The organism is Bradyrhizobium sp. BLXBL-03 (assembly GCF_051853015.1).
GTDB lineage: Bacteria > Pseudomonadota > Alphaproteobacteria > Rhizobiales > Xanthobacteraceae > Bradyrhizobium > Bradyrhizobium manausense.
In genome coordinates this window covers 6554306-6581135 of sequence record NZ_CP182470.1, presented here as the reverse complement: position 1 = coordinate 6581135, position 26830 = coordinate 6554306, and the positions used below count along the sequence as shown (strand labels likewise).

Below are 26830 nucleotides of genomic sequence, written 5' to 3'. Positions count from 1 at the left end.
CATTAAGGTTCACTGAAAATGTAACGTGAGGGATGCACTGCGCTGCGTCAACGACGTTCAATTTCTGATGGCATTGTGCTAATCTCATTTTCGGCAGAAAGAGGTGGGGCACGAGATTTGCTCCTATCGCCGCGGCGGGCTTTCAATCCCTAGACACGTAATCCGATTGATTTCAGGAACTGATAAATGTTGCAGGTGAACAAGCCGGCCTCGGAGATCAACCGCGAATTCGCCGAAATCGACAGCGCTCCCTCGCATGCGCTTGCCTCCTACGCCGACATCATCCGCCGCCAGTTTCCGACCATGGTGGCGATCGTGTCGGCCTGCGTGATTGTGGCGCTGCTCTATCTCTTCACCGCCGCACCGCTGTTCACCTCAACTGCGACGATGGTGATCGACACCCGCAAGGTGCAGCTGTTCCAGCAGCAATCCGTGCTTGGCGACGTTGCGATCGATTCTGCGACCGTTGAAACCCAGGTTGAGATCCTGAAATCTGAGAACATCAGCCTCACGGTGATCCGCGATTTGCACCTCACTGAGGATCCCGAGTTCACAGGCGCCGGCGGGGGCCTGCTCGGCGCGATCCTCGGCTCGGTCACCGGCCTTTTCTCGTCGAGCCATGCGCCTTCCGAATTCGAGCAGACGCGGAAGGCGCTCGGGGTTTTCGAGAGGAGCCGCACGATCAGGCGCGTCGGCCTCACCTATGTGATGGAGATCGGCTTCACCTCGAAGGATCCGCAGAAGGCCGCTCGCATCGCCAACGCGATCGCGGACGCCTATATCGTCGATCAGCTCGAGGCGAAATATCAGGCGACGCGCCGCGCTAGCGTCTGGCTGCAGGACCGCATCAAGGAGCTGCGCACCCAGGCCTCCACCGCGCAGAAGGCGGTGGTGGATTTCAAGACCGCCAACAACATCGTCGATAGCGGTGGGCGGCTGATGAACGAGCAGCAGCTTGCGGAAGTGAACAGCCAGCTTGTGATGGCGCATGCGGCGACCGCCGAGGCCAAGGCGCGGCTCGACCGCATGAACGACATCGTCAAGCAGGACATCCCGGATGCCAACGTCACCGACGCGCTGAAGAACGACACAATCGTCAAGCTGCGCGGCCAATATGTCGACATGGCCTCGAAGGAATCGATCTGGTCGGCCAAATACGGCCACGATCATCTCGCCGCGGTCAACCTGCGCACCCAGATGGCGGAGATCAAGAAGAACATCACGGACGAGCTGAAGCGCATCCAGGAATCCTACAAGAGTGACTACGATATCGCGGTGACGCGCGAGGAGGCGATCAAGTCGAGCCTTGCCAACGTCGTTTCGGAATCGCAGCTCACCAACCAGGCGCAGATCCAGCTCCGCGAGCTAGAGAGCAACGCCCAGAGCTACCAGGCGATGTACGATAATTTCCTGCAGCGCTACATGGAAAGCGTGCAGCAGCAGTCGTTCCCGATCACCGAGGCGCGCGTGATCAGCGCGGCCACCACGCCGCTAGCTAAGAGCTATCCGAAGTCGCTTGCCATTCTGGCAGCCGCGCTTTTCGGCGGCCTGCTGCTGAGTTTCGGCGCAGCGACGGCTCGCGAACTCACGGACAAGGTGTTCCGCACCACCGGCCAGGTCGAGGAGCAACTCGGAGCCAACTGCATTGCAATCCTGCCGGCGCTCGGTGCTCCCGCGTCGATCCCGGCGCTCGCCGGCAAGCTCGGCCGAAAAGCGAGCAATCCGCAACCGGATCTGCTGCGCTATGTCGTCGATAATCCGCTGTCACGTTTCTCGGAAGCCGTGCGCTCGCTGAAAGTGGCGGTCGATCTCAACTCCATCGTGCGCGAGAACCGGGTATTGGCAACCACCTCGACTCTGCCCAACGAAGGCAAGAGCACGCTCTCGACCAACCTGGCGCAGCTCATCGCCCATGGTGGCGCGCGGGTGATCCTGGTCGATGCCGATTTGCGCAACCCCTCGCTGTCCCGCGCCCTAGTGCCGGATGCGCAAGCCGGCCTCGTCGATGTGGTCGCGCACAAGGCGCAGCTCGAGGATGTCATCACCGTCGATCCGCAGACGAAGCTTGCCGTTCTGCCCGCCGGCACCACTTCGAGGCTGCTGCACACCAACGAGATCCTCGCCTCCAAGCCGATGAGCGATCTCGTGGCGCTGCTGCGCTCGAAATATGACTACGTGGTGCTCGACATGCCGCCGATGGCGCCGGTGGTGGACGTGCGCGTCACCTCGTCCTTCGTCGATTCCTTCGTGTTCGTGGTGGAGTGGGGCAAAACCAAGATCGACGTCGTGCGCCACAACCTGCGCAACGCGCCGGAGATCCAGGACAAGCTTTTGGGCGTGGTGCTGAACAAGGCCGATACCAAGCTACTGGCGCGCTACGAGTCCTACCACGGCCGCTATTACTATCAGAAATACTATGCCCGATATGGGTATGTGGAATAGCGATCATCCTGCAGGGGCCCTCATCCTCAGGGGCCGCGAAGCGGTCCCCGGGAACGGCGAAGCCGCGTCTCGCAGGATGAGCTTGCGAAGCAGGCCTATCGCAGCTTGCACACGAACTCTGCTGCTCTTGTTCGGCCTTGCTGGCGTCATCTGGTCGGCGGTCACGCTGCCGGCCTTCCGCTCGGCCGCGCCCGCCAAAGACGTGACGGCGCGCATTCTGGTCGATGATCGCTTCAAATCGCGAACGCTGAGCGACCTACTGACTTCGATGAAGGCCAGCTCCGAGCCTGTCGTTCAGCGCAGCGATCTCCCGCGCGCGGAAGCGCTGGTGCGGCTGCTGATCGCCGAAGAACCGATCGAGCGAAAGGGCCCGGATCAGGTGGACCGCGACGTGGCCGCAGCGGATGAGAGGCTGAAGTTCGCCTTGGCGCTCAACCCAGCCGACTCGTTCCTCTGGCTGATGCTGTATTCCGTTGCGGCTCGCAACGGCTTGGATTACGCCAGCATTCGTTTCTTGCATCAGTCCTACGGATCAGCTCGGCTGGAGGGTTGGATCGCCCTTCGCCGCAACCGACTGGCGCTAGCCATTTTCCCGATGCTAAGTGAGGCGATGCGCCAAAACGTGGTCTCGGAATTTGCTGCCCTAGTCGATAGTAACTTTATCGATGTTGCTGCTGCCAATCTGGCAGGCGTGGGATGGCCGCAACGAGAGGTGCTCTTGCGTGGGCTGACGCAAGTGGACGTTATATCACGCGAGGCACTCGCCAAGAGACTGGCGCGTGATGGTCTAATGGCGAATGTGCCTGGTGTTGACGTTGATGAGAGGCTGTGGCGCCAATGAAATTTCTCGTACCTCTTTTGATGGTCGCCTTGCTTGTGAGCAATGGCGCGAATGTCCGTGCCCAGTCGACAACGAATAGGCTGACGGTTCAGGAGCCTGCAGAGCCGTCCGGAAATGTCGTCAGAGATCCACTTGGCAAGGCCTGCCTCGACGTTGAGGCAGCGGCGCGCCCCCAATCAAGCAACCATGACATGCTCGATCACGTCGTTAGCATCAAAAACAACTGCCTCCGACCGATTAAAGTGAAGCTGTGCTACTACAAATCTGAGAGTTGCAAGCAATTCGATGTTCAAGCGTACAAACGAGTAGACACGATTTTGGGTGCAATGAGAGGTGTAAGTTTCTTTCGTTACAGTGTCTTCCAGAAATGACTCGTTCCGCTATTTTTGTGCTTATTGGCGTCTAAAATGAACGTGGATTCGGTAGCTCGGCAACACATTGGCTATCTTGACGGTTGGCGCGGGATGGCTGTTTTATCGCTCCTACTGGGTCATTTCACCCCAGTTCATTTCCTCGGTCAGTTTGGCGTTGAAGCTTTTTTCGTGCTCAGCGGGCGACTGATGGCCGACATTCTTTTCTTGAGAAAATTGGATCTTCCGACCTTCTTCTTTCGAAGAGCCTCAAGGATATGGCCGGCCCTGCTATCGTTCGCGACTTGCATTTTTGCAATCTGCTTAATCGCCCGCCACCTAGGCTATTCTTCAGAGAGTCTCGTTCGTCTCGGGGATTTTCAAGCCTCAATCTTTTTCTACATGAACTACTGGATTGGTTCTCATCATGAAACCGTGCTCGCGCATACGTGGTCGATTGCTGTCGAAGAACACGGGTATTTCTTGCTAGCTATCGTGGCGTTCGTCACGAGACGTTCGGGACGGACCGCTGCAATTGCGCTGATCATTCTATCGGTCTGTTGTATGATCAACGGAACGATTGGAAGCCTATCGGGAGGGGGACTCCATGATCTTTACTGGCGTTCAGACGTCAGGTTGTCTTCGATCCTCGTTCCTGCCGCGCTATTCCTGTCGCTTACATTGGACGAAAAACAACAGCTCTGGGTGGCGTCAGGTTGGATTCCGGTCGGAACATTCTTCGTTGCCCTAGTGCTGCACACAGGTGTTTTTCCAGATTGGATGCGATATACGCTCGGCACCCTGTGCTTGGGAATATCAGTCAATTCGCTGCAGAGCGCGCCCAATTTCGTTAAAGTCGCTATTGAGTCTCGGTGGCTCGGGGCACTGGGAGTTTTGTCATTCTCAATTTACTTATGGCAGCAACCCTTTGCGTTGCTTGCCGGCAAGCTTTCGCTTCCATTTACTTTACCCTTGCTGGGAGCGGCAGTTCTTGTAGGTGTGATGAGCTTTTATTTTCTTGAGAATCCTGCACGCCGTTTGCTGAATAGGGCGTGGACAGGTCGGGTCAAATCAGCTGGCGCGGAAGTATCCGGCGTCGCGCAGGCGTCGCCGCGAGAGATATAAAACGTGGCGAAGCTGATTTATTCATTGTTTACCACTGCGTTAGTTCAGGTCGCGAACTTGGGCTTCGGCATTGCAGCGGCTCGGCTGCTAGGGCCAACCGACAGAGGCGTATTAGCCTATCAAGTTACGTTGTCAGCAGTTATTGCAACCTTGTTTTCATTCGGGATTGGCGAAGCTATCGCGTACAAGGCGACTGCAAAAAGCGGAGCGTTCCCCCATTCAACGTATGTTGTGTCTTCAGTCGTTTACGGAATAGCCGGAACACTGGCGTGGCTGGCCGTCTATCCTCTCGTGACCTCAATTTCCAATAACGACCAGTATGTCGCGTATCTCATTTTTGCAGTGTATCCGGCGCTCAACTACATAACTGTCAGTTTCGTAGCATGGTTCGCTGGCGCCGGACAAACAAGGGCATGGAACATCCAGCGCCTCTTGGTTCAACTCGCGCAACCTCTCACTCTAGCGTGCTTCATCCTCATCGAGGGGCCGTCAATCTCTTCCTTCGCTTTCTCAATTGTTGCGGCTCACGTCCTCGCAGTCGGTGTGGGCGTGTACCAGATTTCAATCCCCTCCTTTCTTAAGCGGCCTCGTTGGGTGGATATGAAGGAAGTCTTTCAGCTCGGGGCGCAAAGTTTCGGCACCCGGCTATCGAACCTCATTAGAGATAATGCGGATCGACTGATCGTCGGCACGTTCGCAGCGTCGAACATTCTCGCGCAGTACGTTGTCGCGGTTTCTTTTGCTCAGATTTTTAACGCGTACTCACAAACGATCATCCAGCTTTACTTTTCACGAATTGGTGCAACGCTGAATTCGGAGAAGAAAGCGGACATTGAGCGCGAGTCTGCGTTCCTGATCTTTGGCGGTGGGATAGCTGCGACGTTAGTGAGTGTATGGGCCGGCAAATGGCTGGTTACAATGATTTTCGGCGACAAATTCGCCATGGCTGGAGAGCTGGCCCCGGTTCTGGTTGGTGGGATGGTCTTCTCCTCTATGAAGGCGCTTATAGCCGCTCACGCGCTTGCGATGGGCCGTCCTTGGCTGGCGAGCAAGATCGACGTCTATGCTGTGGTACCGACGATTGCTCTAATGCTTTTTTCGGTTCGTTTCGGCGGCGCCTTTGGGGCAGCCTACGCGTTTGCGGCATCGCAAGCGATCACAGCCTGCGCAACTATTCTGGCCTATCGCACGTATCGAAAGCGAGTTGGCGTCAGTCAAGCGAGCTTGACCTGCTAGTGCCGGACGCCGCTAACAGAGGCGTTTCAAGGCTTCGCAAGATTCGATCAACCGAGCCACGTAGTCATCCCATTCGCTGCTGTGGCTGCGCCCGGCAATGTAGGCGAAATCGATCTGCTTGTTGTGAAAGCGCTCGTTCATCTTGATCAGTGCGCCGGCTAGCTCGGAGACGTTTCCTACTGGTACCGACTCTCCGCTCTTATCATCGATCTGCATATCCGGCGCTCCCGTGTTTGGAGTGTAGATAATGTAATTTCCGTAGCTCCTGGCTTCGTTGTACACGAGCCCAAATCCCTCGATGATCGAGGGCATGACGAATACGTGTGATCGGGAGTATTCTGCCTGAAGGTCCGCGTGACTCAGATGCTTCTTTATGATTACGTCCGAAGGGATCAAGGCGACAATATTGGGATCGAGTTGGCCGCATACGCAGGTTAGTGTCGCGTTGCGCAATTTTGCTTCACGCCACGCGCGGAGAAGGTGATGGAGCCCCTTTCGGATGACGCCTTGGCCTACAAACAAGAACCGGCAGATATCGCTCTTCTTGTCCAACATGTTGAACTCGTCCGCTCTAAGCTTCGAAAAATACGGAACGACCGCCGTTGGTTTGTCGAAGCCTGCATATTCCAGACTGTGTTGCGAAAATGTGCTCGCGGTAACTACGGCATCAGCAAGTTCGATTTCGTCATCAGCATAGCGCCACCGCCACCAGGTCTTCACTTCGCGATCTGATTTAAATGCTTTCTCCGACTCGGGAAAAAGACTGGCGTCCGCTCGAAGTAGATCCGAGATGATTCGATGATGAGGATGATACAAGAATAAGAGGCGACGGAAGTTGGAGCCTTTAGACGCCAGAAACGCAGATCGAGCATATCCGGAGTACAATAAGAGGTCTGCAGGTTGCCGCTTCCAAATAGAAGCAGTCTTTCGTGCAAGGATGCGATCTGCCAAAAAATGAGTGTCAATGACCTTACTGAGCTTGCGCCCGCCGAGAAATTGAACCGCGGCTGCGGCTAGGCTTTCCTCCACAAACTTAGCGTCCAGTTCGGGGCTGTGATGATCAGCGAGGTGGGCGAGCATTCGTTGCCGCCAACTCGGGCCTTTTGTGAAGTAGATATCCGTAACGAGTTTAGTGAGCTGGTTTTTGGAAGCTAAGGCGCGTGGAATGACATAGGAATCTCGATCACGGAGAAAGTTGACAATGTATCCAGGGGCAATCTTGGAGTTGTTGTCGGTCAATTGTTCTTCTCGCATGGAAATTGTTATGGCCTGTGAGTTTGAGTCGAGGGGCTCAGATCGAGTGAGGTTGCGAGATAGTTGAACGTCGTTGCCTCGCTCTCCTTGCTGGCGTACGGGATAGGGGCTTCCCAGCGCGTCGTCGCCTCGCCGGACTGCGCCACGATCGACAGAAGACCCGGACTTAGATGCATCTTGTAGAAGTGGAGCCCGCTTCCGCCGCTGAATAGCTTGTGTTCGGAACCTGTCGTCACCTCAATCGTAACCGGCTGGTTGGTCTCGGCGACGATATGAAGATCGTCTCGTAGGTCAGCAGCTCCCCTCGGACAGGAGCTCATTGAGATGAAGCCGCACTGGCTGGACGATTGAGGTCGATAGAACACATGTACTCTGTTCTGAGTTACAGGAGGAGGCACGCCGCTCTTGAACCATTTGATGTAGTATCCGGTAAGGTTCAAATACGCGTCATGGGCTGTGAGCAATCCCCAGTGGCTGTCCCAAAGGGGAATTGTAGATTCTCCCTCGAACGGGCGCACGTAGCTGGACTCGCCCCAATCGTTCCAGGTAACGATCTCGACCCAATCTGCTTTCGACTCGATGGCCGCCTTCCATTGCTCTTCCATTCCGGTAAAGCCATCGGCTTCGAACACCCGAAAGTTCTGCTTCAGTCCTCGATAGTACGGCGTAACTGGAGCCATATACAGTTTCGAATGTGCATGGGAAAGCTCGACTCCAACGCGGATTGACTGTGCAATCGCCGGATATCGTCCAGCAGCGCCAAAATAGAATAGCCCATCGCTGAATGTCAGGTCTGCCAGGATTCCCTCAATTGTCACACGATCCGGCGTCTCGATAAGAGATCCCGGAATGCTCTTTGCGTGCGCGGGACGATGCGAATTCGGCACGAAGAAGATCGTGATGCCTCGGATTTTAAGGCCGTCCAAGATATCTTTGTACCATTCCACCGTACCGCCGTAGGTCGAGAGGACAGGCCGACCCGAGCGCTTGAGATAGGCCTGCTCGCCTGAGAACCGTGAGACCATGTCAACCACTTCCGAGGCGGAAAGGCCGGTGGAAGCGTCAGCGGAAAAAAACAATTTGAATCTGCTCTGTTGCGCGGCTTTGAACAGACGCAAAGAAATATCCTGATAGTACGGTTCTTTCAGCCAAGCGCCAACGTTGACCGCGAATCCGTCGATGCCGGCGCGAGCGGCAAGCTCCATCTCATGTTGCAAAGCATCAACCGATGCATTGTGGCCGGCGAACGGGCAGCACGCCATGTAGTGGGAGAAAACAAGTCTCTCAGCGTGCTCTATCGCGAAGCTGGGGGTAGTGAGAATAGGCCAAAGGAGCTGAAGCCACGCGATGATCATGGCGCTTAGGATCGCGCGGTGGCAGCTCCGCAGCGGGGAATCTGGCATGCGCAACCTAGCTCTGGGATCGAGAGTCAATCGAGATACGTCGTCGCATAGCGTACGGCTGTGCCGATCGTGACGGGTGGCGTGCGACAAAGGCTGCAATGATCGCTGGCAAGGTGAGAAAGAGCGTAAACTTGACAACGGATACCAGCACGCCATCGCGCATCCATTGTAGATGAAGCGGGATCAGCACTGTGTAGGCGAATGCTGCATTGGGACCGGCGTTCGACAGGAGCGTTCGCAGGATGAACGATGAGAGCATCACATAGATGAGGCAGGTTGCCACGATCCCAACTATACCGAAGCTCAGCCATCCCTGGCCGTACCAACCCGTTGAAAGGGTGACCATGTTTGCAAACCGGTTCAGCTCGATCATCTTGATCGGATCGCCGAAAGGCTTGCTTGACCACAGCGCGCGCGGAATAGGCTCGGTCAGCAATCTGACGTGTTCAGTAAAGTAAGTGTACGAGTCAGTAAGCCGAGGCACAATGCTGACGGCGGCCGTCTGGACCTCGAACGTGGACATATCAAGAGTATCAAGCGGTGACACTCTCTTCCAATCGTCCGTTACCCTTTCCGTACTGCTGGTATCAAAAAAGATTTCTCTAATTGCGGCGCGATTCTGGCCAAGCACCACGAAAGCGACGATCAGGGTGGCTCCAACAGGGAGCAGAAGTAGAAACTTCCGCAGATTGAGCCTGGATCGCGTTATCATCAGAATTGTTCCAGTCATCACGCAATACACGAAGACAAATCTGGAAGATCCCAAGGTCAACCAGAGAGAGCCGAGACCGCATACGGCGATCGTCCAGATTCGTGAAAATCCAGATGTCATCCAGAGGTACATTGCACAAAACACGAAAGCCGAAGATAGCTCGTACCACCAGCCGCTGCCCTGACTGAAACCAAAATTTCCCGTTCGAGCGTCTTGGACGAGTTGGAAGCCTTCGTCAGAGCCCAAGTACCCCCGCATGCGTTGAACGAAGGCTACGAACGACACGGCTAGCACGAGAAGAACGAGTGTGTGGGCCGTCGAGGATATTCCCGCACGGTTGATTTCGGGAGCAAGTATGGCGCGTATCTTCCGATTGTCATATCGAAAGAAGAAGACGTAGCCGAGATAGCTTGTAGAAAGGCCAAGTGTGGAGACTAGGATCGAATTTACAGTTTCTTCTTCATTGGGATAGAACTGCATGTATTCAAAGGCGTGGTTGTGGTTGAAATAGTACCACAGCGCCGGCTTCATGAGATGAAAGAGGAAATGGTAGCCTAGCAAGATCGTGACTGGTTGCACGATACTGAGCTGGCCCTTTGCCTGACAGTGAAGCAGGCACCCAAACCATATCACAAATTCCAAAAATAGCAGGGTGCTGATCATTTCGCTTGAGCCTGGCTATTCGCGATGGTCAGGCAGCCATCAAGGATGCTCTTGGCGGCTGAGTCAGGTGTGAAAGGCGCAATCTGGGCGAAACACGCTCGCGCGGTACCTGCGACATCGGAAAATGTCTCGGGAACGAGTTTCATCTTCTCTGAAAGATGGTTCACATCTCCCCATTCGAACGAGAAACCCGTTCTGCCTTCATTCACAAGCTCGGGAACGCAGCCGCAACGATGGCTCACGACGGCGGGACAGCCGTAACTCAGAGCTTCGTTTACCACCAATCCCCAAGGCTCGCTATGGCTTGGTAGGACGAGGCAACTCGCCTTGGAATACTCTTCGAAGAGTTCGGAGTCGAACTTCGGTCCGGCGAATGCCACGTGCTGCTGAACACCGAGTTGGGCGGCTAGATTGCGAAGTTCCTGCTCGGAAGGCCCCTTGCCCACGAGCACAAGCTGCGCTCCGGGGATTGATGCTATGACCTGCTTGAAGGCGAGCAGCAGGTGATCGAGAGATTTTTCCGGAGACAGGCGTCCAACGTATAGATATCGGGGAGGGGCATTCCGAGGAGCTTTTTCGAGGCGTTGTTCGAACGCCTTCGCGGCGGAGTAATCCTTCGGCAGGGCTGCTGCCTGACATCGGACAAAGCTCTTGCTGCTCGGTACATCGTAATGGCTCACGTACTCTACGGCGCGCACGCCATAGCAGAAGATGCCGTCGGCCCAGTTGAAGATGATGCGTTTGCCAATCCCCTTCCAAAAGTTTTGGGGTTGGTCGTAGATCGTGGAATCGCAGAACAGCGCAAATGGCCGCCGCTTCAGGCTCAGAATGAGAGCCTGGAGCCATACAACCGGCCTCTCGTAACCGGAAAGGATCACGATGTCGGCGGGATCCCTCCACGTCAACAGTGCTGCCTTCCACAACAGCTTGAGCGAAGGTATGTTGGAAGACGCGCCCTCGAAAAGGAGTGTGAACGGATACTCGTGCCAGCTCTGATCGATTGGCGAAAGGCCCGCGCGGTTCGCGTCCGTTTCTGCGATCTGATAGAAATTGACCGGGATGTTCTCAGTTTGGGCCCGGCGATAGATCGAAGAGAACACGACCGCCTTGTAGCGAGACCACATGATATTGTGCCAAATTGCAATCTTCATGAAACAGAATCTCTGCGGTTACAAAGCTGTAGGAGTTGCTGAAAGCGCCACTCGCGCCTTCGCTCTCTCCGCGACGTGCATATCAGTCGTGATGTGAACTACGGAAGCGCGGGATGCAGTCTTTTCCCGGCGCTCCTGAAGTTTGTGCAGCCACGCCAGCGCCGCTGGCACGAATGGCTCGTCTTGCGATATGCTCACGCCGCTATTTCCGATCTGAGAGGCAATGCAGCCTCTCTCGTATGCGATCACAAGGTTGCCTGCAGCGAGAGCCTCATAGAGCACTGTCGGCTGAGCCTCGTTGGCGTAGATGGTCGGAAACACAAACACGTCGATCGACTCGTAGAACCTGAGCTTGTCGTCGGCGTAGAGTGGGCCGGCATATTGCAGCACATCGCCAAGTTCTTTCTGCGCTGCTTCGAGAGCGCTCTTGTCCTGGGCCTCGCGCACCGGTCCAGCAAGCGTTCCCAGGACGTTTAAGCCCTGCTCGCGCGCGGCGCGCAACAGGTCGAGGAACAGGTAGAGGCCCTTTTCGCGATTTAGGTTGCTCAGCAGTCCGATCTTGAGGGGCCCCTCGGAGGAGGGCTCGAGTCGGTTGGTTGTAGGCGAGACGAATGCAGCATTCGAAATCACGACGGAGCGTTTGGGCCTCCAATAGGTCTCCCCGAAGCGCTGCTGCATGCGCTCGCAAAGGAAGATGTGCACGGTTTCGGGACCGCCGGCGTGAAGCGCAAGCCCCATAATGCGTCGTCGTTCGTTGATGTATCCGAAATTATGATGATGCAGGTAGGTCGGATATCGGAGCAGTCGCGCGACGGCGAGAAGATAAATCGTGTAGACGAGACCGAAATCGCTTTGACACGGCATGTAGCAGGTGCGGTTGGAGCGCCATGCGTTCGACACCAGATGCATCGACGCAAGCAGCACGGTGAAAGTCCGCGACAAATGATAAGCGATGCCGCGCTTGGCCACTTTCGGCGAAATGTTGAGAATCTTGATGTCGTGATCCTCGGCGAGGAGCTTGAGATATTCCGACGTGATGTAGGCGAGCCCGTCCATGGGTGGCGGAATCTGGCCGATCGCCACGATAAAGCGTCGAGGAGTGGGCATAGGGCGGATACGGTTCGGGCGAGACTAATACGCTGAGCTGTGGAGCACGCCAAAGGCCGTCCGCAGCAGGATGATCACGTCCAGCCTCAAGCTCCAATTATTGATGTACCACAGATCATACTCCACGCGCCGCTGCATCAGCTCGAGCGTGTGGGTTTCTCCGCGATAACCATTAACCTGGGCCCAGCCGGTGATGCCGGGCTTGACGTGGTGGCGGAAGGCATAGTTGCCGATGATCTGCTCATATTCGCTGTTGTGAGCGGCCGCGTGCGGGCGGGGGCCGACCAGCGACATCTCGCCCTTGAGCACGTTGAGGAGCTGCGGCAGCTCGTCGATCGAGGTCTTGCGCAGCCATTTGCCGATGCCGGTCACGCGCGGGTCGTTCTTGCGCGCCTGCACCACCGTGGGGCCGTCCTCCAGCACGCGCATGGTGCGGAACTTGAAGATCTTGAAGGCGCGGCCGTTGAAGCCGTTGCGGGTCTGGCGGAAGAACACGGGGCCCGGCGAGGTTAGCTTGATCAGGATGGCCGTCACCAGCATCACCGGGGCGAACACGATCAGCGCGAGGCTGGCGCCGGCGAGATCGAGCGAGCGCTTGAGCGCGCGTTCGTTCCAGGACAGGGGGGCACGGCGCAGCTCCGCCGTCCAGGTGTTGCCGGCGCTGTGCAGCGGGTAGCGCAGGAAACGCGCCGCGTGGGCATCGGGCACCAAGTGCACCGGAATGGGCAGGATCTTCAGCGCATCCAGGATGCTGTCGATGGCGTGCTGTCGGTCCCAGCTCATCAGGAGGAACACGTGCTCGATCCGGTTCTCGCGCGCATAGGCGATCAGCTCGTCGAAGCGCGGCGCGATCGCGGAGAGCAGGAGGGGCGAGGTGAGCTCGCGCTCGCGGATCTCCATGATCCGCATCAAGCGGTAGCCGTGCTGGGCCAGGTCCGATATCGCATTCGAGGACGCCGGCAGGCCGATTTCGGCGATCATCACCGCGCGGCTGTTGGCGAAGGCGCCGGTGCGCAACGCATTCGCCGTCCAGCGCGCGGCGAACGCCTTCCAGATCACCAGCACCGCTAGGCCGACGGCATAGAACGAGATCGTCGTGCCGCGGGAGAACTCGTCGGAAACCTTCATGGCGAAGGCGATCGCCAGTAGCGCGCCGAACACGCCCGTCCAAGTCGTCACCGTCATCCGCAACGTGCGCGGGACGTCGGTGATGGCCTTCAGCCGGTAACCCTGCTGCACGACAATGAGGAGGACGAAATTTAGTGCAACCAGCACGCTCGCCGCGGCATAGACATTCGCCTTGCCGAGCACCGACTGGGCATAGAGATGATAGGCCACCGCGCAGCCGATGCCGGCCGCGATCACCAGCATTGCATCGATCAGCATCACAAGCCGCTCGACAACCAGCGGGCGAAGAAAAGTCTTTGCGAAACCCGTGGGCCCAGCAAAGTCCCGCTCGGGCGCACTAGTTTCCGCAGCAGAATCAGGTGCTTGCTCCCGTCGAGCCTCCAGGATTGTCATCTGCCCCAGCCCATTAACAATCGATTCACTATCAAAGCGCGCCGTGCTATCGGCCAAAATCACTGTCAAAACAAGGCGAAGGAAAAAGTAACCTTACCCTTATGATTGCAATGTAGCGCATCTTGCCCCGACCAACATGTTAAATTTCACCCTTCGTTAGGAAGCTCTCCAGTGCCTCAAACCCGGTCTCGCCGGCGACGATCCAGGCGACACTTCGGCCGGTACGCCGTCATCGGTCTAGCCACCATCGCGCTCCTGGGGATTGCGCTCCTCGCGCTGCGCCCCGATTCCGCACCGGTCCGAGAGGCGACCGTTTCCACCTCTGGCACGCATCTGCTCTTAGATGGCCCATACGGCGCGCGCTTCGCTGGTGAATTGACGGCGCTCAAGCAGGGTTTCTTTGCTTCTGGCATCGGGCTTCGCCCGCACCCCGATGACCCGAATTTCGTCGAGACGATCGCACGCGAACGTGCCATCGGCGTGACGAGCGGGCAGAAGTTCCTCTTGGCCGCCTGGCGCGGTGTTCCCGTCACCGCTTTTGCGGCAAGTTTCCTTGACACCTCCATTGCGATTTTCACGCTCGAAAGTTCTGGGTTGCGTCGGCCCGCTGATCTCATCGGCAAGCGCGTGGGCTACCGCAGGGCAAGCGAGGGGGACGTCATCTTCGACGCCATGATGGCGCAGCTCGGTTTGCCCCGCAGCCAAATCACGAAAATGGCCGATCGCGACAGCTTCGATGCGCTGCGCGCCGGCGAGGTGGATGCCATTGTCGCCGCCATCGATGACCAGCCAACTCCGTCGGAGACGGGCTACAACGTCCGGCTGAATGTGATCAAGCCGCAGGACTACGGTATTCACGTTCCGGGGCTGGTCTATTTCGCCAGCAACGATCTCATTCATGATCGGCCGTCCATCGTCGCCGACGTTCTCCAGGGCCTCATCCGAGGCTGGCAGTTCGTCTACACGGACTATGCACGCAGCGTGCCTGTTCTTGTTGGCGCCGATCCGGAGAGGCTGAAAGCCGAGCGGGTCAGGTTTGAGCTGCAGCAACAGCGAAGTCTGGTTATACCGACCGGGGGCCGTATTGCGGACTACGACGAAAGTCGCTGGAACACCCTTCGGGACATCCTGATCTTCGCCAAGCTTGGTGAGGAAGAGGTGCCCCTCGCCCAATCAGTCAACTATCAATTCCTTCGCGACGTCTACCGCCGTTCGCCCGACCTTGGCACTCCCGGCGCCTGGACCGGGGAGAAATAGGGCCAAGAAGCCACAGTTCTGCGCCATATCGTGCAGAGCTCGGCTTTTGGGATCGGGATCGGTTGCCTTCGACCCCCACGGCTTGGTAGTCTTGGTTCACTATTTGAGCCGATTTCCGGCCGGTTCACGGCTATCGTGCCGCTGGAATAGTTCCTGCTTGGAGCTGCTCGGGTACGGTTCTGTTTGGGGCAAGGGGAGCTTTGCGGATGTTCAAGACGATTGCGCGCGTAGGTCTTTTGGCGTCGGCCGCACTTCTGGTGGCGGCGAGCGGTGCGGGTGCCGGCATGCAAATGCCTGGAAGTGCAGCATTGCTCACCGGCGAAGCCCAGGCGACGCCGGTCACCTTCTGGGCCCAGCCCTATCCGTACCGCTACGTGCCGCGGAGCCGTTGTCCACTGGTTCGGGTGGAAACGCCCTACGGCTGGTATTTTGACCGCGTCTGCGCTCCGGTTGGACCGATCTTGCGCCGGGCTTACTAATCGCGCGCCTCTAGGCAGGCGGAATCCCTCGCCGACGAGCAGCCGTGCGCCCCGTGCGGCTGCTTCGCCTAATTTGCCATCAGTCGCTGCCGGACGTTTACGCAACCAAGCGCAGTTCACCATCTTCATGCTTCCGGAAGAACACGGGCTGCCGGATGGTGAAGATTGTGTTAGCAAGCTGACTGTGTTGCATAGCGGTAGGGCGTTGGAGCCCGCTTTGGTGGGCTGTGTTGTCGGTTCTTTCGGGTGACGAGGGCCGGTAGAGGGGAGCGATGACAGGGGCTGCAATTTACGATCTCTCGGGTAAGCGGGTCTTTGTGGCCGGCCATCGCGGCATGGTCGGCTCGGCCGTCGTGCGCCGCCTCGCATCGGAAAATTGCACGGTGCTGTTCGCCGACCGACATGAGGTAGATCTCACCAAGGAAGAGCCGACGGTTCGATGGCTTGAGGCGAATCGGCCAGAGGTTGTGGTTCACGCAGCCGCAAAGGTTGGAGGCATTGCCGCCAACAATAATTTTCCGGTCGATTTTCTTTGCGACAACCTTGCGATCGAGCTCAACGTCCTCCGCGCCAGTCATGCCGTTGGCGTGCGGCGGCTCTTGTTTCTGGGTTCGTCCTGCATCTATCCAAAGCATGCCAAACAGCCGATCAGCGAAGATGAGCTGCTGACTGGTCCACTCGAACCAACCAACGAGTGGTATGCGATCGCGAAAATTGCGGGCCTGAAGATGTGTCAGGCCTATCGCCGCCAATTCGGCGATGACTTCTTCTCCGCTATGCCCACCAACCTCTATGGCCGTGGCGACAACTACCATCCCGATCATAGCCACGTGCCGGCAGCATTGATCCGACGGTTTCATGAAGCCAAGCTGGCGCAAGCGCCCACAGTGGCGGTCTGGGGCACCGGAACGCCGCTCCGCGAATTCCTGAACGTCGACGATTTTGCGGACGCCTGCGTGTTCCTCTTGAAGCACTATTCCAGTGATCTTCCGATCAATGTCGGCAGTGGTGACGAGTTGTCGATCGCTGATTTCGCGGCGACTGTGGCTGACGTCGTGGGGTACAGGGGCAAGCTGGTGTTCGACACGTCCAAACCTGACGGTACCCCCCGCAAGCTCCTGGACAGCTCGCGGCTGAGGGCGCTTGGTTGGCGTCCGAGTATTCCTCTGCGCAGTGGTCTCGCTACCGCTTACGCAGATTTTCTGAAGGGCTACGGGCGTCATCTGGAGGTCAGCGCAACGCGCTGAGCGAATTTACTTAAGCTACAAAAGACTTTTCTTTCATTCTAGACTTTGAGCTGGGCTGGGCTCTTATGCGTGTTCTCTTGGTAGGCATCAACTATGCCCCCGATCTGATCGGCGTGGCAAAATACAACACTGAACTCTGCGAGAGCCTTGCCGCTGAAGGCCACGAGGTCCGAGTGATCACGGCTCCGCCGTATTATCCGGCCTGGGAAATTCCTCCGAGCTTCAGCAACCATTACTTTCGATCGCGGCATATCGATGGCGTTCGCGTAAGGCGCACGCCAATCTATGTGCCGGCGCGTCCATCGGGAGCGAAGCGACTGGTCCATCACGCATCGTTCGCGCTCTCCAGCGCGGTGCCTGTCCTTATGGAGGCGCTGTCCTGGCGGCCCGACGTCATGATCGCCGTCGCACCATCGTTGATGTCGGCTGCCTTCGTCTCGTTCGTAGCTCGTCGCGTCGGCGCCAAATCATGGCTTCACGTGCAGGATTTCGAGGTGGATGCGGCCTTCGATCTTGGTCTGCTGCGCAATCCTTCTCTGCGAAAATGCATGCTTCGAGCCGAAGCGGCGATCCTCAAATCATTCGATAACGTTTCAACCATCTCTCATGCGATGGTGGAGCGGTTGAGGATCAAGGGACTGCGACCCGACAAAATCGCCGAGGTGAGAAACTGGATCGACACCACTGCGATCTGCCCGGGGCCTCGAACGACCAAATACCGTCAGCAGCTGAACCTGGCTGAGGGCGATATCATTGGACTGTATTCCGGCACGATGTCCAACAAGCAAGGCCTTGAACTCGTGATCGAGGCTGCGATTGGCTTAGAGCGAAGTCATCCGCATATCCACTTCATCCTTGCCGGCGAAGGGCCTCACAGGATGAGGCTCGAGCAGCTTGCCGCCGGACATCGCAATATCCACTTCCTGGGGCTTCAGCCCAAGGACAGCTTCAATCAATTGATGGCAACCGCGGATTTCCATCTGATTCCCCAGAAGGCCGAGGCCGCCGATCTCGTGTTGCCCTCGAAGCTCGGTGCGATCTTCGCATCCGCTCGGCCGGTCATTGCGATGGCTGAAGAAGGCACCGGCCTCGCTGCGGAAGTCGCGAATGCGGGCCTCGTGATCCCACCAGGAGATTCGTCGGCTCTCAGGGTTGCAATTTGCCAGCTTGGTGAAGCGCCGGCCCTGCGTGAGCATTACGGCGAGGAAGGGAGAAGGCGAGCCCTTGATCGCTGGGATCGACGCACAATCGTGCGCCGGTGGTCGGAGGCCATGACAGGGCACGGCAATGCGACAGGGCAGACGAATGCCGGCCTGAAGGGCGCTGCCAACGACATTGGGCTTCCGGTGGAGGATGCCGTTCGCTCCCCATGAGGCATTCGACTGCAGTTGGATGAGGTGACGTCATCCAAAAAAATGAGCGCCGCGATCAGCGCTCATTTGCCTGTTTGGTCGCCTTGCTGGCCGATCTACGAGAATTACTCGTGGCGAGGATAATATCTAAACCCGTGCTGTTTGATGAGTTCGTCGCGCTTTGCGGATTCGAGATCTTCCTTCATCATTTCTCGAACCAGGCTTTCGAACGACGTCTTGGGCTCCCAGCCAAGTTTCTGCTTGGCTTTTGACGGGTCACCAAGAAGCGTCGCGACCTCAGTCGGGCGGAAATAGCGGGGATCGACCGAAACGATACACTTGTCGGTCTTGGCGTCATATCCCTTTTCTTCGACGCCGCTTCCTTCCCAGCGGACCGTCATGCCGACTTCGTTTGCTGCGACATTGACGAAGTCTCGGACCGAATGTTGCACACCCGTAGCAATCACGAAATCCTCCGGGTTGTCCTGCTGCAGCATCAGCCATTGCATTTCGACGTAGTCACGCGCGTGTCCCCAGTCCCGCAGGGCGTCCAGATTACCTAGATAAAGCCTATCCTGCAGTCCCAGATGAATGCGCGCCAAAGCACGCGTGATTTTTCGGGTCACGAAGGTCTCGCCGCGGACGGGAGATTCGTGGTTGAAGAGGATGCCGTTGCAGGCATACATCCCATAGGCTTCGCGGTAGTTGACCGTGATCCAGTATGCATAAAGCTTGGCGACCGCGTACGGTGAGCGCGGATAGAAAGGCGTGGTCTCCTTTTGCGGAATCTCCTGGACCAAACCATACAGTTCGGATGTCGACGCTTGATAGAAGCGCGCCTTCCTTTCCAAGCCGGTAATGCGCATGGCCTCGAGGATGCGCAGAGCGCCGAGAGCGTCGGAATTCGCGGTGTACTCGGGTTCCTCGAATGAAACGGCAACGTGACTCTGCGCTGCGAGGTTGTAGATCTCGTCTGGCTGCACCTGGCCAACGATGCGGATCAGGCTCGAAGAGTCTGTTAGGTCGCCATAATGCAGGCGGAATGGCGGATTCGGCTCATGTGGGTCAAGATAGAGATGATCGATGCGATCAGTATTGAAGAGAGAGGTCCGGCGTTTGATGCCATGGACTTCATATCCTTTTTCCAACAACAATTCGGCGAGGTAGGCGCCGTCCTGACCGGTTACGCCCGTAATAAGTGCACGTTTCTTTGCCATAATATTCTCTAGGTTCGGTATCCCGTTCGTACCTGAAAACGGAAGGGATAGGGAGATGGCTGAGCCAAAAAAGGCAAGCTTAGATTAACGGCTTTCCCGGTCCGCGGAATGGGCAAAGGCTGCCTTGCTAACGATGTTATGAATTTGCGATCTCGCTTCTCAATTGAAGCCCTATAGAAGGGGCGTTTGTATCGCTGTATCTAATTTGCCTCGGAGCGTCCGATTTGGAACAACGCATTATCCCCCTGATCATGTGCGGTGGTGCCGGCACGCGGCTGTGGCCGGCTTCGCGCGAGGTGCGGCCAAAACAGTTCCTGCCGCTGTTCGGCCCGCGCTCGACCTTCCAGGACACGCTGCTGCGTGTCTCCGATGCGTCGCTGTTCGACCGGCCTGTTGTCATCACCAATGCGGCGTACCGCTTCATGGTACTGGAGCAGCTCGCCGAGATCGGCATCGAGGCCGATGTGATCCTCGAGCCGATGCGCCGCGACTCCGGTCCTGCGATCGCCGCCGGTGCTGCGTTCGCGCAAAACCGCACCAGTGAAGCGATCGTGCTGGCGCTCGCCGCCGACCATGTGGTGCGGGACAATGCCGCCTTCATCGCGGCGTGCCGCGAGGGCCTCAGCGCCGCGAGCACGGGACGCATCGTCACCTTCGGCGTCAAGCCGGAGCGGCCGGCGACCGAATACGGCTATATCAGCCCGGGTGAGGTGATCTCAGGCGAGGTGCATGCGGTCGCGCGCTTCGTCGAGAAGCCGGATGCGGTGAAGGCTTCGGATTACGTCAATTCCGGCTATCTCTGGAACAGCGGCAACTTCATGTTTCCCGCAAGCCTCCTGCTCGACGAATATCGCAAGGTCGATGCGGCGAGCGTGGATGCGGTGTCCGCGGCGGTGAACAATGCCGGCCGCGATCTCGGTTTCGTGACGCTGGAGCCGCAGGCCTTTGGCGCGGCCAAGGCGATCTCGATCGACTATGCCGTGATGGAAAAGACCTCGCGCGCGGCCGTGGTGCCGGTCTCGTGCGGCTGGTCCGACGTCGGCTCCTGGCGCGCGGTGTGGGAATTGTCCGACAAGGATGCGCAGGGCAATGCGGCGCACGGCACCGCCGTGTTCGAGGATTCCCGCAACTGCAACGTCACGACCGATCATGCGCTGGTCGCGCTCGAAGGCGTCGACGATCTCGTCGTGGTCGCGACCGCGGATGCGGTGCTGGTCTCGCGCCAGCAGGACGCCAACGGTCTGAAGCGCCTGATCACCAAGCTGAAGGCGGTCGCGCCCAAGGTCACCGAGGAGCATCTCAAGGTGCATCGCCCCTGGGGCAGCTATCAGTCGGTCGACAATGGCGAGCGCCACCAGGTCAAGCGCATCGTGGTGAAGCCGGGCGGACGGCTGTCGCTGCAAAAGCACCATCATCGCGCCGAGCACTGGATCGTGGTCCGCGGTGCCGCCCGCGTCACCGTCAACGAGACGGTGAAGACGGTGCACGAGAACGAGTCGATCTACATCCCGATGGGCGCGGTGCACCGGATGGAGAACCCCGGTAAAATCATGCTGGAACTGATCGAGGTCCAGACCGGATCCTATCTCGGGGAAGACGACATCATCCGGATTGAAGACGACTATCAGCGTACTTGAGGAATACTCGAACTGCGCATTGCGATGATTGGAACGGGCTATGTCGGACTGGTGTCTGGAGCCTGCTTTGCGGATTTCGGTCACGACGTCACCTGCGTCGACAAGGACGAGAAGAAGATCGCTAGCCTCCATCGCGGCGAAATCCCGATCTACGAGCCGGGCCTGGACGAGCTGGTGGCCAACAACGTCAAGGCCAAGCGGCTCGATTTCACCACCGATCTGTCCAAGCCCGTTGCGGATGCCGACGCCGTGTTCATCGCGGTCGGCACGCCGTCGCGCCGCGGCGACGGCCACGCCGATCTGTCCTATGTCTACGCCGCGGCGAAGGAGATCGCGCAGTCGCTCTCCGGCTTCACCGTGGTGGTGACGAAGTCGACCGTGCCTGTCGGCACCGGCGACGAGGTCGAGCGCATCATCCGCGAGACCAATCCGTCAGCCGACGTCGTGGTCGCATCCAATCCCGAATTCCTGCGCGAAGGCGCCGCGATCCGCGATTTCAAATTCCCTGACCGCGTCGTGGTCGGCACCTCCGACGAGCGCGGCCGCAAGGTGATGGGCGACATCTATCGCCCGCTGTCATTGAACCAGGCGCCGCTGATGTTCACCGCGCGCCGCACCGCCGAGATGATCAAATACGCCGCCAACGCCTTCCTCGCGACCAAGATCACCTTCATCAACGAGATCGCGGATCTTTCCGAGAAAGTCGGCGCCAACGTGCAGGAGGTCGCCCGCGGCATTGGCCTCGACAACCGCATCGGCACGAAATTCCTGCACGCCGGTCCCGGTTTCGGCGGTTCCTGCTTTCCGAAGGACACCAAGGCGCTGATCAAGATCGCGCAGGACTACGACGTCAATTTGCGCATCGTCGAATCCGTGCTCGCGGTCAACGAGAACCGCAAGCGCGCGATGGCACGCAAGGTGAGCCAGGCGCTCGGCGGCTCCTTGCGCGGCAAGACCATCGCGGTGCTCGGCCTGACCTTCAAGCCCGACACCGACGACATGCGCGATGCGCCGTCGATCCCGCTCGTCACCGGTCTGCTCGACATGGGGGCGAAGGTGAAGGCGTTCGACCCTGTCGGCATGGAGCAGGCCAAGGGCGAGCTGCCCAGCATCACCTATTGCGAAGATGCCTATTCCTGCGCGCAAGGTGCCGATGCGGTCGTCGTCGTCACCGAATGGACTCAGTTCCGCGGCCTCGATCTCGATCGGCTGAAGGCGGCCATGGCCCAGCCCGTCGTCGTCGACCTCCGCAATATCTTCCGGCCCGAAGATATGGCCGGAGCGGGCTTCGTGTATGAAAGCATTGGACGCTGACGGCTCCGCCCCTAGTCTTGGGATGAGCTGCTGGCTGCTCGAGCAATGATCCGTGCGAGAGCCATCAACGCTATCCCACAGATCGCCCCGAGAATCTTGACTAATGCATCAAGAGGCCGCCCGTGTCTGTCCGGAGTTAGCAATTGCGCGGCTTCTAAGGTAACTGCACTTCCAACAACGACCAGGAACACAAGAATAATGCGGTTTGGGTAGGCAAGCATGAACATCAGGCCGAGCGCAAAGAATGCGGCAAAATGCTCAATATGAGCAGGCGCGATGGTCGGCCGATCGTAGATCGGCGCTAGCGTCACAAACGCAACGAGAGCAAGTGCCAGCCAGCCAGCGACGAGATAAAGTTTTGCCATGCTCATCAGAGTGTATTGGTAACGCGGAAAAGACTCCGCTGAGCTCTTGCTACGATCTCTCCCGCCGCCGGTTTAACGAGCGCATCGTAAGTATAGACCCCGGGATTGCATGGGAGCCACATTATAATTGTATCTGGCGGTACGACGACCTTCTGAGGCAACAAAGTCTCCTGTCCTCCGGCTGGCAAAGGCGTCGCCGACGGTCGCACAAATCGACGAAATTGAAATCAGAAAGAAGTATCGACCTGAGCCTCTTGAAAACCAACACATTTTAAGTTCCTCGCGTAGCTATTGATAGTGGCCTGTTTTGATCAGGCTGGCCTATGGGGCTCCTAAACAAATGAGAGCCGAGTTGCCGGTCGGCAATCTTGCGCACATGGGCGCATAGCTATGGCGGTGGGGTGGAGCGGTGTCGATGTCCAGCGTATCATCAGAGAGCAAGTCTAGGTTGAGACGTTCTTGACTCTCGCTGAGATCTACGGAAACATTGCGACATTTCAACCAGGTTTTTTTGGAGCATTCGCCATGGCAACATTTCATATGGACTCGTCGGTTACTCAATCGGCGACGCGAGCTGTACCTAAAGCCGCTGTCCTTGCCTGCACGGCAACTAGCGCCCCCGATGTTTATGCGCACGCCATTTGGGTTGTTGTCGGTGATATAAGACAGTTCACGCTACACGCGGGGGACAGCATGGTTGTTCCTGACGCGGCAACCCTGACAATCTGGATCTTTCGGAAGAACCCCGGGAAAAGCACCTGGAGCGCTGATTTCGATCTTACCTAACGATCAGGGCGCGCATTTAGCGCTCTGCCGTCTGCGGCTACGACGCCTAGTCGGCATCGCGCGCACCGCTTGAATGCGAGGCAGGGCGGACGGACGGCTTATCTCGCATGAACGTCAACGACGATCACTGACGTCCCGCGCTGCTTTCGGTTTTCGCAGGATGTTTCCATCGTAAACGTATCGCTACGGCGCGCCGTAGCGAAACGAAGGGCCGGCGATCGTGACGACCCCGGCGCTGGGGCGCGTAACCAACTTGACGCTATCAAGCAGGATGGTCTTGCCGCTGCCTGTTGCAAGGCCTGATGATGCGAGCGGCATAGCGGAACGGTGAATTCGTCACTGAGCTTGCGGCCAGGGCTCTGGGTTGAGTGAAAACCAGAGGTGATGCGGTGATGCGCGTCGCGGGGCGTTTGCTTGCAGATGAGACAGGGCTGGCCATTCGGGCAGCGTCGCAATGTACATGCTCGGCTCACGCAGGGGTGCGCGGCTCCTGCCGTCGCTGAGCTCGATCGGATCGTCGAAGACACAGGCCCACAGCATCACGTCATGTGTTTCAGCCTCTTGCCGGACTTGGCGGCGGTCTGTGTCGGGCAGACTTGTTCGTTCCGGTGGATTTCGTCCCAACGGCGCCTTCGGCAACCCTGACGCGCCGACGTAGCTCTAACAGCTCGCAATATGCGGCACGAAGCGAATCGTCATAATCGAGCGTCGGCAATCGTTTTGAAGAATTCGTCGTGCCGTAGGATGAGTATCTGATCATCTCGAACACGCTGCGTTCTTGAAATTCTCGCAAGCGTATCAAGGCAATCCATCCGAGCAACGTAAACCGCTCGTTAGTGTTGATGTCGCGAGAAAACGTTAAATCGGGAACAGCCGATTCTCACCTTGTGTGGGATCGGTCCCAATGAATACTCGGTCCGCGAAGGACGGCCAGCGCCTAGGGCGCAGCCGCTACGCGAGCGAGCGCTTGCCGTCGTATTGGCTCTGAAGAGGTATCTCTACAGCGCGCGCAGCGCATCCTTGGAGATTATCTTAAGCCTCAACGCTGCATTAACGAACGCGTTATTCTCGATCAATTGGTTGAACTACTCGAAAGTCCCAAGCAACGTCGCGGTCAGACTACTGTTGCAATAGATCTTAACGATGAGCAATGGCTCGGAGCGCGCTGCTCGCGTCCGCCGCTGGCACACATCACGGTTATGGCGGCAAGTGCAACCTCATCGAAGCTTGGGGCACCCATTGTAAAGTAGAGTACCACCAGAGCGATGGCGGCAAATACCACATATGAAAGGGTGATTAAGCCGTCGTGACTGCGAGCGAGGGACGGCATGGGTGCTGAACGATGTGCAATATCCATGACCAAATTCCTCCGAAACGGCGCTTCATTTCGCACGCCGAGACTTTAGGCCGTCTTCGAGAGAGAGCTGTGAAGTAGTTCACAGTATGTTGCACAAAATTCTGGGTCGGCGGTGCGAGTTGCAATGAAGGCGCGGGCGCCGCTTGCGCCGCTCCATCATGGCGTTCTCCTTGCAACCTCGTGCTCCAGTGCAAGGACGGCACTACCGGAATATGTTGGCGGCGGTTTCATCCCACGCCGAAAGCTAACTTTCCCTTCTGAAAATCTGCCTTGATCTACCTCAGACCAGCCATCCGGCGCCGACCACGAACCCAGGAAAGCCGACCGCCTGTTGTGGGCCCGTCGCCGGCCTAGCGGAGATCATGGCTGGAGTCCGCAATGCGTATTGAGCGGACATACATCCGGCTGCTTTGCTTGGCCAGCGAAAGGACGGCCGAGCGTCGGGGCCGGGGCCGAGTGTCCATAGCGGCAATTAGCGCTGCATAGGTGAGGCAGGTCTGCCTGCAACGCCCAATTAGCGCTGGATAGGTAAGGCAGGTCTGCCTGCAACGCCCTCAGCGGCCTTCTATGAATTGCGTGACTGACTTGCGGGGTATTCGGATCTAGTGATTGGCGAGCAGCCAAGTCACGTCTTGATTGGAATCGATGCTGATTGATCGGTCAGTTGCCTCTCGGCCTGTTCGGCAAGACGGTCGTATTCCTCAGCCATAGTGATCAGCCGGGCTCTGGTCGCCGCGTCTCGTGTTCGCTCCGCTTTGGCGCGCGTCTGAGCTGCGCGTTGCAACCAATGGCTTGGGCTGGAGAAATCGCGCGACATCGGAGCCACCTCATTTCAACGCACCAAGGGAAGTCTGCGATTCGGTTCCAAATGAGGCATGAGGAGAATCGGCGCATGTGGGAGAGAAGATCGGCTAACAGCCATTAACCGCCTCCGTGCTAATCGATTTACCATGTTGAAAGCGCGTATTGGTAGAAGGTCTTTGGCGTCACTACCCATAGAAGTGCCCAAAATGATTTTGGTTAAGCGATTTTTTGCTGATGAACGGTGCCACCGCGATTGAGTATGGGCTGATCGCAGCCGGCATCGCGCCGGCGATCATCACGGTGATCAACGGTCTCGGCACAAGGCTGAGCGACAAGTTCGGCTCGATCAGTAGCTCGCTAAAATAGTATCGCCAAAGGTTCTATCCGGAGCGCAATCGCGGCGGCGGTGATGATCAGTGTCCAGGCATAGCTTGAGCAGCTTCTCGCGGCCTACAGGAAGCGTCTTGCTCGCATCGAACGAGAAGGCGAGCCTGCCGACCGATACAGCGTAGAGGAGCCGGCCAGCGCATCAAAGCGACGATTGCTCTCCTAGAGCAAGATTTGCACGACGCGAAATGACGGCATCGTGTTCATCACCAGGCGGGCCTTCGTCGGCCGGACGAAGGTCCCGCTCTCGCGCAGATCTAGCCAGCCACGCTCCCCCGCCAGTGCCGGCCCTTAACTCCGCGTTCGTGACCTCGTGCTTGTACAGGCGCCTTGGCCAACTCGATACAGATGCGGCCGCCCTGCACCGGCTCGATGTCGCCGGCAATTTCGACGAGCTTGCGGTGCCTGACCAGTCTGCTGTGCATTCGATAGTTGCGGGCTGCGGAGTGGTGGTCAATCCGAGAGTTAGCTCCTGCCAGTTTCCGGGCTACGTCGCGATCAAGGATGCTCGCTTCGCCAGCCGGGCCATCGGCTCTCTCAACGTGGCACAGAGGCAAACTAAGCTATTGATCACTTTGCAGCGGAACGGCGCGGCCTGGCCCGGTCATCTCGCGTTTGCGTGAAATGATGGCGACATCGAAAATGGGCTCCAATAGACGCATCTCCCAGCATCGCGCTGGCCGAGCTCGCCCCGCGAGCAGCGTTCCGGATTAGATGAACCTGAAATGATGTGCGCCGGAGGGAACGCTAGCTAGCCATGCAAGGCTGCCTCATCGGGAGCAAGACGGTGGTTGATCGGGACAGGAACTATCGCCACTTCCGC

General features: G+C 57.8%; 22 protein-coding genes. 12 read left to right on the top strand and 10 right to left on the bottom strand.

Going from position 1 to position 26830, the window contains the following annotated elements:
* The first annotated feature begins 186 nt into the window (after positions 1–186).
* The 5 genes from ACNJX9_RS31440 to ACNJX9_RS31420 all read left to right on the top strand — a co-directional run bounded on the left by ACNJX9_RS31440 (position 187) and on the right by ACNJX9_RS31420 (position 5994).
* Complete coding sequence (locus tag ACNJX9_RS31440) at positions 187–2442, top strand: polysaccharide biosynthesis tyrosine autokinase (RefSeq protein WP_439405853.1); 2256 nt, start codon at positions 187–189, stop codon at positions 2440–2442.
* A 127-nt stretch (positions 2443–2569) separates the two neighbouring features.
* Positions 2570–3283, top strand: a complete 714-nt coding sequence (locus tag ACNJX9_RS31435; protein WP_439405852.1) for a hypothetical protein — start codon at positions 2570–2572, stop codon at positions 3281–3283.
* The gene (locus ACNJX9_RS31430) at positions 3280–3654 is read left to right on the top strand and encodes a hypothetical protein (RefSeq protein ID WP_439405850.1); all 375 of its coding nucleotides are present in this window, start codon (positions 3280–3282) and stop codon (positions 3652–3654) included. Before ACNJX9_RS31435 ends, ACNJX9_RS31430 begins: the two co-directional genes overlap by 4 nt.
* Positions 3655–3690: 36 nt before the next feature.
* A complete protein-coding gene (locus tag ACNJX9_RS31425; protein WP_439405848.1) occupies positions 3691–4758 on the top strand; it encodes an acyltransferase family protein in 1068 nt (355 codons plus the stop codon).
* Between the two features lie 3 nt (positions 4759–4761).
* On the top strand, positions 4762–5994 hold the full coding sequence (locus tag ACNJX9_RS31420; RefSeq protein ID WP_439405847.1) for a lipopolysaccharide biosynthesis protein: 1233 nt from the start codon (positions 4762–4764) through the stop codon (positions 5992–5994).
* A 12-nt stretch (positions 5995–6006) separates the two neighbouring features.
* On the opposite strand, the gene ACNJX9_RS31415 is transcribed toward ACNJX9_RS31420, so the two are convergent.
* The 6 genes from ACNJX9_RS31415 to ACNJX9_RS31390 are packed head-to-tail and all read right to left on the bottom strand — an operon-like array spanning position 6007 to position 13670.
* Positions 6007–7233, bottom strand: a complete 1227-nt coding sequence (locus ACNJX9_RS31415; protein WP_439405845.1) for a glycosyltransferase family 4 protein — start codon at positions 7231–7233, stop codon at positions 6007–6009.
* Positions 7234–7256: 23 nt separating this feature from the next.
* Positions 7257–8603 (bottom strand): glycoside hydrolase family 71 protein, encoded by a 1347-nt coding sequence (locus ACNJX9_RS31410; RefSeq protein ID WP_439405843.1) that lies wholly within the window; start codon positions 8601–8603, stop codon positions 7257–7259.
* A 55-nt stretch (positions 8604–8658) separates the two neighbouring features.
* Positions 8659–10026 carry a hypothetical protein gene (locus ACNJX9_RS31405; RefSeq protein ID WP_439405841.1) on the bottom strand — a complete coding sequence of 456 codons (1368 nt, stop codon included), beginning with the start codon at positions 10024–10026 and terminating at the stop codon, positions 8659–8661.
* Positions 10023–11177: a glycosyltransferase gene (locus ACNJX9_RS31400; protein ID WP_439405839.1), complete on the bottom strand. Its 1155-nt coding sequence runs from the start codon at positions 11175–11177 to the stop codon at positions 10023–10025. The genes ACNJX9_RS31405 and ACNJX9_RS31400 overlap by 4 nt, the downstream gene beginning before the upstream one ends.
* Before the next feature lie 18 nt (positions 11178–11195).
* Positions 11196–12260: a glycosyltransferase family 4 protein gene (locus ACNJX9_RS31395; RefSeq protein ID WP_439405837.1), complete on the bottom strand. Its 1065-nt coding sequence runs from the start codon at positions 12258–12260 to the stop codon at positions 11196–11198.
* Between the two features lie 48 nt (positions 12261–12308).
* Positions 12309–13670 (bottom strand): undecaprenyl-phosphate glucose phosphotransferase, encoded by a 1362-nt coding sequence (locus ACNJX9_RS31390; protein ID WP_439405836.1) that lies wholly within the window; start codon positions 13668–13670, stop codon positions 12309–12311.
* Between the two features lie 306 nt (positions 13671–13976).
* Between ACNJX9_RS31390 and ACNJX9_RS31385 the strand changes: the two genes are divergently transcribed.
* From ACNJX9_RS31385 to ACNJX9_RS31370, 4 genes are all read left to right on the top strand, one after another.
* Positions 13977–15062 (top strand): ABC transporter substrate-binding protein, encoded by a 1086-nt coding sequence (locus ACNJX9_RS31385; RefSeq protein ID WP_439405834.1) that lies wholly within the window; start codon positions 13977–13979, stop codon positions 15060–15062.
* Between the two features lie 206 nt (positions 15063–15268).
* Complete coding sequence (locus tag ACNJX9_RS31380; protein WP_271597477.1) at positions 15269–15541, top strand: hypothetical protein; 273 nt, start codon at positions 15269–15271, stop codon at positions 15539–15541.
* A 272-nt stretch (positions 15542–15813) separates the two neighbouring features.
* Positions 15814–16788, top strand: coding sequence for a GDP-L-fucose synthase family protein (locus ACNJX9_RS31375; protein WP_439405832.1), 975 nt, complete (start codon positions 15814–15816; stop codon positions 16786–16788).
* Positions 16789–16853: 65 nt separating this feature from the next.
* Positions 16854–18161, top strand: a complete 1308-nt coding sequence (locus tag ACNJX9_RS31370; RefSeq protein WP_439405830.1) for a WcaI family glycosyltransferase — start codon at positions 16854–16856, stop codon at positions 18159–18161.
* 104 nt (positions 18162–18265) lie between these two features.
* Here the strand turns inward: ACNJX9_RS31370 and gmd are convergent, their stop codons facing one another.
* Entirely contained in the window at positions 18266–19357 is a 1092-nt protein-coding gene (gene gmd / locus ACNJX9_RS31365) for a GDP-mannose 4,6-dehydratase (protein WP_439405828.1), read from the bottom strand.
* Between the two features lie 224 nt (positions 19358–19581).
* On the opposite strand from gmd, the gene ACNJX9_RS31360 reads away from it, so the two are divergent.
* Both ACNJX9_RS31360 and ACNJX9_RS31355 read left to right on the top strand, forming a co-directional pair.
* Complete coding sequence (locus tag ACNJX9_RS31360; protein WP_439405826.1) at positions 19582–20994, top strand: mannose-1-phosphate guanylyltransferase/mannose-6-phosphate isomerase; 1413 nt, start codon at positions 19582–19584, stop codon at positions 20992–20994.
* A 12-nt stretch (positions 20995–21006) separates the two neighbouring features.
* Positions 21007–22308, top strand: coding sequence for a UDP-glucose dehydrogenase family protein (locus ACNJX9_RS31355; RefSeq protein WP_439410155.1), 1302 nt, complete (start codon positions 21007–21009; stop codon positions 22306–22308).
* 11 nt (positions 22309–22319) lie between these two features.
* Here the strand turns inward: ACNJX9_RS31355 and ACNJX9_RS31350 are convergent, their stop codons facing one another.
* The 3 genes from ACNJX9_RS31350 to ACNJX9_RS31340 all read right to left on the bottom strand — a co-directional run bounded on the left by ACNJX9_RS31350 (position 22320) and on the right by ACNJX9_RS31340 (position 25633).
* Positions 22320–22679 (bottom strand): VanZ family protein, encoded by a 360-nt coding sequence (locus ACNJX9_RS31350; protein ID WP_439405825.1) that lies wholly within the window; start codon positions 22677–22679, stop codon positions 22320–22322.
* An 878-nt stretch (positions 22680–23557) separates the two neighbouring features.
* Complete coding sequence (locus ACNJX9_RS31345) at positions 23558–23932, bottom strand: DUF968 domain-containing protein (RefSeq protein WP_439405823.1); 375 nt, start codon at positions 23930–23932, stop codon at positions 23558–23560.
* Between the two features lie 1509 nt (positions 23933–25441).
* Positions 25442–25633 (bottom strand): hypothetical protein, encoded by a 192-nt coding sequence (locus ACNJX9_RS31340; protein WP_271597482.1) that lies wholly within the window; start codon positions 25631–25633, stop codon positions 25442–25444.
* Between the two features lie 221 nt (positions 25634–25854).
* Here ACNJX9_RS31340 and ACNJX9_RS31335 point away from each other — a divergent pair, with 221 nt between their 5' ends.
* Complete coding sequence (locus ACNJX9_RS31335) at positions 25855–25986, top strand: Flp family type IVb pilin (protein WP_439405821.1); 132 nt, start codon at positions 25855–25857, stop codon at positions 25984–25986.
* Positions 25987–26830 lie beyond the last annotated feature (844 nt).

What these genes read in the sequence shown, in the direction of transcription:
- ACNJX9_RS31410 (WP_439405843.1), bottom strand. Translation starts at nt 8,603, where the DNA reads ATGATCATCGCGTGGCTTCAGCTCCTTTGGCCTATTCTCACTACCCCC.
- ACNJX9_RS31390 (WP_439405836.1), bottom strand. Translation starts at nt 13,670, where the DNA reads ATGCTGATCGATGCAATGCTGGTGATCGCGGCCGGCATCGGCTGCGCG.
- ACNJX9_RS31335 (WP_439405821.1), top strand. Translation starts at nt 25,855, where the DNA reads ATGAACGGTGCCACCGCGATTGAGTATGGGCTGATCGCAGCCGGCATC.
- ACNJX9_RS31380 (WP_271597477.1), top strand. Translation starts at nt 15,269, where the DNA reads ATGTTCAAGACGATTGCGCGCGTAGGTCTTTTGGCGTCGGCCGCACTT.
- ACNJX9_RS31440 (WP_439405853.1), top strand. Translation starts at nt 187, where the DNA reads ATGTTGCAGGTGAACAAGCCGGCCTCGGAGATCAACCGCGAATTCGCC.
- ACNJX9_RS31340 (WP_271597482.1), bottom strand. Translation starts at nt 25,633, where the DNA reads ATGTCGCGCGATTTCTCCAGCCCAAGCCATTGGTTGCAACGCGCAGCT.
- ACNJX9_RS31430 (WP_439405850.1), top strand. Translation starts at nt 3,280, where the DNA reads ATGAAATTTCTCGTACCTCTTTTGATGGTCGCCTTGCTTGTGAGCAAT.
- ACNJX9_RS31405 (WP_439405841.1), bottom strand. Translation starts at nt 10,026, where the DNA reads ATGATCAGCACCCTGCTATTTTTGGAATTTGTGATATGGTTTGGGTGC.
- ACNJX9_RS31350 (WP_439405825.1), bottom strand. Translation starts at nt 22,679, where the DNA reads ATGAGCATGGCAAAACTTTATCTCGTCGCTGGCTGGCTGGCACTTGCT.
- ACNJX9_RS31375 (WP_439405832.1), top strand. Translation starts at nt 15,814, where the DNA reads ATGACAGGGGCTGCAATTTACGATCTCTCGGGTAAGCGGGTCTTTGTG.
- gmd (WP_439405828.1), bottom strand. Translation starts at nt 19,357, where the DNA reads ATGGCAAAGAAACGTGCACTTATTACGGGCGTAACCGGTCAGGACGGC.
- ACNJX9_RS31400 (WP_439405839.1), bottom strand. Translation starts at nt 11,177, where the DNA reads ATGAAGATTGCAATTTGGCACAATATCATGTGGTCTCGCTACAAGGCG.
- ACNJX9_RS31370 (WP_439405830.1), top strand. Translation starts at nt 16,854, where the DNA reads ATGCGTGTTCTCTTGGTAGGCATCAACTATGCCCCCGATCTGATCGGC.
- ACNJX9_RS31425 (WP_439405848.1), top strand. Translation starts at nt 3,691, where the DNA reads ATGAACGTGGATTCGGTAGCTCGGCAACACATTGGCTATCTTGACGGT.